Here is a 9,079-nt window from a genome sequence, read left to right on the forward strand (position 1 = left end):
CCGACGCTAGCGTCGGTCAGTGGTTCTTAATTGCGTTGGATGCCTATGACGCCTTCCATATTGCTACTTGTGCGCCGCTTGGGTGCCATGTTCATCACTGCCTTGTGCTTGTCAGTAGTGGTGTTTATTGTGCTGCGCCTTATTCCGTCCGACCCTTTGGCCATGTTGTTGTCACCGTCTGCCACACAGGCCGACATCGACGCCGTGCGAATCGAGCTTGGCTTGAACGGCACCATTTTCGAACAATACATGGTGTGGTTGTCACGCGCGCTGCAAGGCGATCTGGGCAACTCCATTTATTTTCGCGAATCAGTGGCCGCGCTGCTGGCAAAAGCGTTACCGGCGACGCTGGAATTGGTGCTGGTCAGCCTGATCATCGCTTTACTGATCTCAATCCCCGGCGGTATCTTGTTATACAAACTCGAAGGCCGAAAAGCTGAGATGAGCGCCGACTTCCTGCTCGTCGTACTGCTATCGATTCCGTCGTTTCTGTGGGGCATTATTCTCATCATTGTTTTTGGCGTGATGCTTCCCATCCTGCCCTTCATGGGGCGCATCGATCCTTCGTATGCTGTGCCTTCAATTACAGGCTTCATGCTGCTTGATGCGCTTTTGCACGGCAACTTGCGCGCCTTCTTCGACGCCTTTGCGCATTTGATTCTGCCCGCGCTGGCTCTTGCCTTATCGTTCAGCCCGATTATTGTGCGTGTGCTGCGTTCAAGCCTCTTGGAAACATCCACAGAACAATACGTAACTACGGCGCGCTTGCGGGGGCAGAGCGAATGGAGCGTCTTGATGCGTCACATGCTCAAGAATGCCGCGCTGCCTACATTGACGCTGATAGGGGTCCAGTTGGGCTTTTTGTTTGGAGGAACCTTGCTCATTGAGATGATCTTTTCATTTCCCGGAATCGGAAATCTGATGGTTCAGGCCATCAAGAACTTTGATCTGCCTCTCATTCAAGGTGTCGCTCTGGTTTTCTGCCTGATGGTGCTTTTGATCAATTTCGGTGTTGATAGCCTTTATGTGGTGCTTAATCCAAGGGTTCAGGCTTCATGACAGCGACGACATATCAACCTTCCGCGCATAGTGGGGCGTTAAAGCGTCTGGCTCATCCGAAAATAGTGGTGGGCGGGGCGATGGTGGCGGCGTTGGTCATCGTGGCCGTGTTCGCTCCTTGGCTTGCACCCAACGACCCTAACCATCAAGACTTGCTGGCAACGTTGCTGCCGCCCATGTGGGGCGACGGCGGGCTTGCTCAGTATCCCTTGGGCACAGATGGTTTGGGCCGTTGCGTATTGTCGCGCGTCATCTTTGGCTGCCGCCTGGCTTTGCTCGTGGCATTTTCAGCTGCGGTCGGCACGATGTTGCTGGGCACAATTTTGGGTCTGGCGGCGGGCTATTACCGCGGCCGGCTCGATCGTTTTCTTAGCAGCGCAGTCATATTGTGGATGTCCATTCCGCCGGTTGTGTTCTCCATGATGTTGATGGTGGGGTTGGGCACGGGCGTTCGCAATGTCATTCTGGCAGTAGTGCTGGTCGACTGGACTCGTTTTTATCGGGTGGTGCGCTCCGAAGTCATTGTGGTGCGTGAACGCGAATACGTTCACGCGGCCTGGCTCTTGGGTTTTTCGCATTTGCGCATCGTGCTTCGAGAAGTCCTGCCGGCAGTGTTTCCGTTAATCATCACGTTGTTCAGCCTGCAGATGGGGGTAGCCATCATCGTCGAGGCCATACTGAGTTTTGTGGGCTTGTCGGTACCGTCGGATGTTGTCGCCTGGGGTGTCATGCTGGCTGACGGGCGCGATCAGATATATCAGGCGGGCTGGAACCTGCTGGCTCCAGTCATCGGCATTATTTTCGCAGTACTGGCGTTCAATCTATTGAGCGATGGTCTACGTGTGGTGCTTGATCCGCGCCTCAGAAAGCGGGGGGCTGACGCATGAGCACCCCTGTACTTGAGTTTCGCGACGTGTCCGTTACGGTAAAGGCCGCTGGTACGGATGTTGCGCTATTGCGCAAGGTTTCCTTCATGGTGCGCCAGGGGCAGGTGCTGGGCCTGGTAGGTGAATCAGGCGCAGGTAAAAGCATGATCGGGCGCGTTGTCTCGGGGCTGTTGCCCGAAAACCTTCGTTTTGCCCAAGGCCAAGTGCTTTTCCGGGGTGAGCCCTTCACCCGCCGCCAGGCACAATCGTGGCTAGGCAGGCGAATCGCCTTCATTCCGCAAGAGCCGCTTTCGGCGCTTAATCCCGTATTGACCATCCGTCAGCAGTTCTTTGAGCATCTCAAGCATCAAGGCCGGCCACGCAAACAATGGGAATCCTACGCGACTGATCGCTTGGCCGAGGTCGGCCTGCCTACACCAAGCGATATGCTTGATCGATATGCGCATCAGTTGTCTGGCGGGCAATGTCAGCGCGTCCTGATCGCGATGGCCTTCTCGGGCGACCCCGAGCTAATCATTGCGGACGAACCGACCACTGCCCTTGATGTCATTACCCAGGCACAAATAATTCGTCTGCTCAAGCAGGTGCAGCAACGCCACAATACCGCAGTGGTGTTAATCACTCACGACCTGCGAATGGCGGCTCATGTATGTGATGAGGTGGCAGTGTTGTACGCAGGGGATGTCGTCGAGAGAGGGCCGGCTGGTCGTGTGCTTGACACTCCCATGCACCCATACTCGTGGGCGCTAAAACTGGCTACGCCCAATCTTGATGGCCCTCAGTACGTATTGGCCACGCTGCCCGAGCTCATGCCCGGCCCACGGGAAATGGCCGCGATGCCCGGGTGTCGCTTTGCCAGTCGCTGCCCGACCAGTGATGAAACCTGTGCTCAGCAGCCACCTATGCTTGAAGAGGTCAAGGCTGGGCATTTTGTCGGTTGTGCGGGATCGTGTCGAGGACATAACTCACGACTCCAGACTTTGCCGCATCATGTACCCGAATCGCAAAACCTGTCTGGACGGCCGTTGCTGCACCTGGTAAACGCCAGTCGAGTATATCGCCGCAACGGCTCATTCAAACAACCTGAGTTTCATGCATTACGGCCCTTATCCCTAAGCATCTACCCCGGTGAACTGGTGGGCATTGTGGGCGAAAGCGGCAGCGGCAAAAGCACGCTGGCACGAATCCTGGTGGGGCTGGTGGAACCTTCCCGGGGCAAAGTGTTGGTAAATGGGATAGATCGGGCAGAGGCCACAAGCGAGCAGTCGCGCCAGATGCGCACGTTGGTGCAGATGGTGTTCCAAGACCCGGATTCGGCCCTCAATCCGCGCCGTACTGTCGAGCGTCTCATCACGCAGGTACTCGAGATCCAACCCAATATCTCGCCTGCCACCCGTGTCGAAAGCGCTGCCAAATTGATGAAGCAGGTCGGTATGGCCGCCGATGCCTTGGGGCGGTTCCCATCACAGTTATCAGGAGGCCAAAAGCAGCGGGTCAATATCGCCAGAGCTTTGTGCGCTACGCCTCAGGTTCTGGTCGCGGACGAAATCGTTTCTGGCCTGGATGTGTCAGTTCAAGCTTTGATTTTGAATTTGATGCTGGCGTTGAATCGAGAGCTCGGCATTGCAGTTGTGCTCATTTCACACGATCTTTCTGTCGTCCGTTATCTTTGCCAGCGCGTACTGGTCATGCACAAAGGAGAAGTAGTCGAACAAGGCAAGACCCGCGATGTGTTTGGCTCACCGCAACATCCGTATACGCGCTCGCTCCTGGCTGCAGTGCCGCCTGATGACATGGCCTGTCCCTGGCCGCCAGAAGACGTGATATCACCTGAACCAGTCGCGCAACCAACCGCCTCCGATTGCCCCAAGAAGCAAACGGCGCCTATCTGAAGAGGTCTGTATGAGCAATTATCGAGACGACCCGGCCGCGCTTGCGGGCCTGTATCAAAACGGGCGAGTCCATCGGGATGCATACATCAGTGAAGAAGTCTTTCAACTTGAAATGGAGCGCCTTTTCGCGCGATCCTGGCTGTATGTCGGGCACGAAAGCCAGATACCGAAAGAGGGCGATTACATCACACTCACTTTGGCTGGAAGTCCGGTCATTATGCTGCGCCATACTGACGGCAGCGTGCATGTGGTTATCAACCGTTGCGCGCATAAAGGGGCGCGGCTACTGGCCGAGCCGTCCGGCAATACCGGCCGCGCTTTGCGCTGTCCGTACCATGCGTGGACGTTTCGCACCGACGGCAGTCTATTGGCAGTTTCTCTGAAGGGCGATTACGAAGGCACCAGCTTCAAGCAGAGCGAGGCCGCGGCCGGGCTCTCGACTCCGGGCGGCGTACATAACTACCGCGGCTTCATCTTTGCGCGGCTAAGCCACCAAGGGCCCGCTTTCAAGGATTACTTTGGCGATGTGCTTAAAGCTCTGGACAACATGGTCGATAGATCGCCCTTGGGTGAGCTGCAAATTGGTGCGGGCAGCATCCGCAGCGTAATTCGCTGTAATTGGAAGATGTATCTGGAGAACATCAACGATACGGTGCACCCCATTTCTACACACGAGTCAGCGTCCAGTACGGCACGGAAGGTCGGCGAAGAGTTTACAGATGTTGATCCCACGGCCATAGAGCAGCTATTGCCATTTGGTGCAGGATACGATTTTTACTCAAAGATGGGTGCGCGCACCCTGCCTAATGGACACAGCATATTGGGTACCAAGTTCAGCATCCATACTGATTACTCAGATATTCCCGGCTATCAGCAGTTGCTCGAGGAGGCCTACGGCGCCGAGCGAGCGCGTGAAATCGTGTCGTTCTCACCCCAGAACATAGTTCTTTATCCCAGCCTGGCTGCCAAGGGCTCACCGCAAATTATTCGTGTAATTCGTCCGCTGTCGGTAGGGCTGACGCAAATAGAAGTATGGGCCTTTCAACCCAAGGGTGCGCCCGACGTCATGCTAAAGCGTGGCCTAACCTATGGACGATTGGTTTTCTCACCCATGAGCGTTGTTGCTCACGACGATGTTCATTTGTTTGAAAGCCAGCAGAAGGCGCTGGCTGCTCAAGGCAATCCATGGGTCAACCTGCAACGGCAATACCAGCCAGGATACGAGTCCTCGGGTGATGATCTTAGCTTTGATGATGGAAATAACGAACTGGTCATGCGTAATCAGTACAAGGCGTGGGTGGTCGCGTTGACATCCGACTGCGAACAAGGAGAGACCGCGTGAACTTGGATGAGGTGTTGGAACAAAGGCTTGCCGACTTCGTTTATCTTGAGAACCGCCTGTTGGACGATGGCCGCTATGACGAGTGGTACGACTTGTTTGCGGATGACGGCGTGTATTGGGTTCCCGCGAGGCCTGAACAGCAGTGTCACGAGAGTGAGCCGTCGATTGCTCTTGAAAGCAAGATGCTGCTCAAGTTGCGTATCCAGAGATTACGTCACGGCAGGGCGCACTCGCTTTCACCCAAGGTTCGTAGTCTAAGGGTCGTGCAAAAGCCGCACGTGCCTGCTGGCGTGCAACAGGCGGCCCTTCATTCTGCCTCGTGTAACCTGTTCTATATGGAGACCCAGGCGCAAGATCAACTTATTTTGTGCGCGAAGGTCGATTACCAGCTTCGAGACACGAACGGGCAATTCAATATTGTGAGAAAGCGCGTTCAGCTGTTGAATGCAGATACGGCATTGCCCGCTATCCAATTATTCATTTGACCAAGCCGATACGTTCGCTTGCTTGGGCTAATTTCCATACTATGGACGAATTTTTATGATTTCATTGTCGTGCGAGGGCATGTCGGATTCGGATGCCTATAAGCTTCTTACCGGCGCTGTTGTCCCCCGTCCTATTGCCTGGATCAGCACCCAGTCTGCCGGTCAAATTGTAAACGTGGCTCCGTTCAGCTCGTTTAATTATGTGGCCCACTCACCGCCAATGCTGGCCGTGAACATCACCTTAACTGATTCAGGCGGTATCAAGGATACCGCCCGAAATATTCGCGACACCGGAGAATTTGTAGTCAACATTGCCACCCGGGCAACCCTTGATCTTATGCACGAAAGCAGCGCCGAATACTCCGGTGACGTCAGCGAGGCCGAGGAGCTGGGCATAGCGCTGACGCCTGGGCAGCGAGTATCCGTACCTCGTTTGGCGGCATCTCCGGTTCAGATGGAATGTGTCTTGTCGCAGATCGTGCCGCTGGGCAATGGCATCAATACGCTATATATCGGTGAAGTAGCTATGTTTCATCTGAGTCCCGACATTTACAACGGCCACCATATAGATAGTGTTGGTATGCAGCCGGTGGCGAGATTGGGTGGGCCTTTATATGCTGCTCTGGGCGAGATTATTAACCGCACACGTCCTTCCGCCGCCTAGTCCGAGCTAACCGCTCGACTCATCGCGCATTGCAATCGCAACACCGCGCCAGCGGTAATCACGGATTGACAATTTATTCTTGCCTCTATTTAATACGTATTCGTAGTATCTGTAATTCGACCACATTCTGGAGACAGCCATGAACATTCGTATCTGGCAACTACTACTGATGGCGCTCGCGTTTTTACCGGGCTTGTCAGCAGCCTCGGACGACACTAAAAAAGTTGCGATTGCCCTTTTTGGCCCGCATGAATCCTTGCAGCAGGTGTCTGACGGCTTCAAGGCTTCGCTTGAGAAGGCCGGCGTGAACGCCAGCTATGACGAAGGCAATGTCAATTTCGATCGTTCGCTGGTGCCGCAATTCTTGAATAGGCTGGCGGCCGGCAAGCCGGACTTGATGTTGACCATCACGACGCCGATGGCCCAGTCGGCAAAGCGCATACTGGAAAACCGTAGTTTCCCCATTGTGTTTGCACCGGTCACCGACCCCGTGCAGGCCGGGCTGCTAAGCTCCTGGGATCACGGGGCAACCTTGATGACCGGCGTCTCGAACATCCCTAACCTGGATGCCACGATCGAATTCATGAAGACGTTGGTTCCGGGTATGGCCCGGATGGGAATTCTGTATAACACTGGCGACGATAGCGACACGGCTTTTGTTCGCCAATTGGAAGAAATTGCACCGCGTCACGACGTGCAGCTTGTCAAGATAGGTGTCGAAAACGCTAACGACATCGCGCAGCGCGTCACGTCGGCACGTGGACAAGTGGACGCTTTGTTCATCCCGGCGTCCAGCTTGTTGCAGCCGGCTGCTCCGGCCATCGCTTCGGCGGCAAGGCGCATATCGCTGCCCGTATTTGGTTCGAATGTACCGTCGGTCGACGACGGACACGTATTTGCCGCCTTCGCGGCCGACTTTTATCGAATCGGCGAAAAGGCCGGCGATCTGGCCGTGCAGATTTTCAACGGAGCGGATCCCGCCACATTGCCGGTCGCCGTGCTGGAGGCGGACGATCATATAGCGCGTATCAATCGCCGCCAGATGGAAGCTTTGGGCCTTTCTTTGCCTGCGTCTCTCAAGGATTGCGATTGTGTCGTCGACTGAGCACGCCGCCTCTGTTCTGCAGCTTGACCGCGTGTGCGTTACGTTCTATCCGGGAACGCCCAATGCAAGAACGGCTCTGGATGCGTTGAGCCTGACCATGCAGGATCGCGATTTCACGGTCGTGATCGGGTCGAACGGAGCCGGTAAAAGTACCATGCTGAATGTCATCTCAGGGGCTCTGTTTCCCGACAGCGGCAAGGTATTTTTGCAAGGGAAAGACGTTACGCATTTGCCTGTTCACAAGCGTGCAGCCTATATCGGGCGGGTTTTCCAGGACCCCATGTTAGGCACGGCGCCGGCGCTGTCCATTGAAGAAAACCTCGCGTTGGCGAGCCGGCGCGGGCTACGGCGTGGGTTCAGGCTGGCTCTGAATGGCGACAATCGCCGACGCTTCTCCGAAATTCTGAAGCCTTTCGGGCTGGGACTGGACACGCGCATGGGTGCACAAGCAGGGCGTCTGTCGGGCGGGCAGCGTCAGGTTCTGGCCCTGCTGATGGCGTCGATGCGTAAACCGCGGTTGCTGCTGCTCGACGAACATACGGCGGCGTTGGACCCTGGAACGGCTGAGCTGGTCATGCAGGCCACACGGCGCATTGTCGAAGAGGACCAGCTTAGTGCGCTGATGATCACGCACAACATGCAACAAGCGGTCGATGTCGGCAATCGTCTGCTGGCCCTTAACGCTGGACGAATTCATCTGGACTTGGATAGCCAAGCCAAGGCGGGGTTGACCGTCGACGACCTGATCCAGCGTTTTGGCGCAGCGTCTGATCGACAGTTGTTGCACGCGTAGGGCGAACACATTTTCTGGGCGACATCCATGGATATTTTGCAACTGTTTTGGAACCTGGTGCCGGTCACGCTGGTGCAGGGCCTGGTGTATGCCCTGATTGCGCTGGCCATCATGATTCCGTTTCGAGTGCTGTCTGTGCCCGACCTGTCCAGCGAAGGAGTCTTTCCGCTTGGGGCTTGCGTAGCGGTTGCCCTGATTGCTGCGGGCTGGAACCCGGTGCTGGCCACCATTGCTGCGATGGTCGCGGGCTTTCTTGCCGGCATGGCGACGGCTCTGATCCATCTGAAGTTCAAGGTGCATTCATTGCTGGCGGGGATCTTGACGGTCACCATGCTCTGGAGCGTCAATTTACGCATTCTGGGCAAGCCTAATGCACCCCTGTTTGGGTTTGACACCGTCTATGACTGGGTCAGCAGCCAAATCCTTGCGAATATTGCCATCCAGATCGTATTTTTCGCTGTGTTGGCCGTCGCGATCTTGCTGTTCTTATGGTGGCTGCTGCAAACCGATTTGGGATTGGCTTTGCGTGGCATAGGAGCCAACCCACATCTGGCGCCCGCCCTGGGAGTCGGCTTGGTGGCCTACACCACCGGAGGCCTGGGGCTGGCCTCTTCGATCAGTGGTCTGGCCGGTGCGCTGATGGCGCAGTTGCAGGGCTATGCAGATGTCGGCATGGGAGTGGGCATGCTGGTCAATGGTTTGGCGTCGGTCATTATCGGCGAGGCCATCACCGGGCGTTCCAACCTCTTGCGTCAGATAGCAGCGCCCATTGTTGGAGCTGTCGTGTATTACCAGTTGTCATCGCTGGCCTTGGCGCTGGGGCTCAATCCATCCGATTTAAAGCTGGTAACG

The 9,079-nt window shown here is 55.8% G+C and carries 9 protein-coding genes; all 9 read left to right on the plus strand.

Annotation, left to right across the window (positions count from 1 at the left end; all coding sequences use genetic code 11):
• Positions 1 to 45 precede the first annotated feature (45 nt).
• Positions 46 to 1,059, plus strand: coding sequence for an ABC transporter permease (locus ACIY1O_RS15515; protein ID WP_397476003.1), 1,014 nt, complete (start codon positions 46 to 48; stop codon positions 1,057 to 1,059).
• Positions 1,056 to 1,946, plus strand: coding sequence for an ABC transporter permease (locus ACIY1O_RS15520; protein ID WP_397476004.1), 891 nt, complete (start codon positions 1,056 to 1,058; stop codon positions 1,944 to 1,946). The genes ACIY1O_RS15515 and ACIY1O_RS15520 overlap by 4 nt, the downstream gene beginning before the upstream one ends.
• Positions 1,943 to 3,838, plus strand: coding sequence for an ABC transporter ATP-binding protein (locus ACIY1O_RS15525; protein WP_397476005.1), 1,896 nt, complete (start codon positions 1,943 to 1,945; stop codon positions 3,836 to 3,838). Before ACIY1O_RS15520 ends, ACIY1O_RS15525 begins: the two co-directional genes overlap by 4 nt.
• A 10-nt stretch (positions 3,839 to 3,848) precedes the next feature.
• Entirely contained in the window at positions 3,849 to 5,180 is a 1,332-nt protein-coding gene (locus tag ACIY1O_RS15530) for an aromatic ring-hydroxylating oxygenase subunit alpha (RefSeq protein WP_397476006.1), read from the plus strand.
• A complete protein-coding gene (locus tag ACIY1O_RS15535; RefSeq protein ID WP_397476007.1) occupies positions 5,177 to 5,665 on the plus strand; it encodes an aromatic-ring-hydroxylating dioxygenase subunit beta in 489 nt (162 codons plus the stop codon). The genes ACIY1O_RS15530 and ACIY1O_RS15535 overlap by 4 nt, the downstream gene beginning before the upstream one ends.
• Positions 5,666 to 5,720: 55 nt before the next feature.
• Entirely contained in the window at positions 5,721 to 6,329 is a 609-nt protein-coding gene (locus tag ACIY1O_RS15540; protein ID WP_397476008.1) for a flavin reductase family protein, read from the plus strand.
• Positions 6,330 to 6,468: 139 nt separating this feature from the next.
• Entirely contained in the window at positions 6,469 to 7,434 is a 966-nt protein-coding gene (locus tag ACIY1O_RS15545; RefSeq protein ID WP_397476009.1) for an ABC transporter substrate-binding protein, read from the plus strand.
• Positions 7,421 to 8,227, plus strand: coding sequence for an ABC transporter ATP-binding protein (locus ACIY1O_RS15550; RefSeq protein ID WP_397476010.1), 807 nt, complete (start codon positions 7,421 to 7,423; stop codon positions 8,225 to 8,227). Before ACIY1O_RS15545 ends, ACIY1O_RS15550 begins: the two co-directional genes overlap by 14 nt.
• Before the next feature lie 27 nt (positions 8,228 to 8,254).
• Positions 8,255 to 9,079: ABC transporter permease (locus ACIY1O_RS15555; RefSeq protein ID WP_397476011.1), on the plus strand; the 825-nt coding region annotated here is incomplete at its 3' end.

Origin of the sequence: Pusillimonas sp. (genome assembly GCF_044464525.1) — a bacterium.
In the GTDB taxonomy this organism is placed as follows: Bacteria; Pseudomonadota; Gammaproteobacteria; order Burkholderiales; family Burkholderiaceae_B; genus Pusillimonas.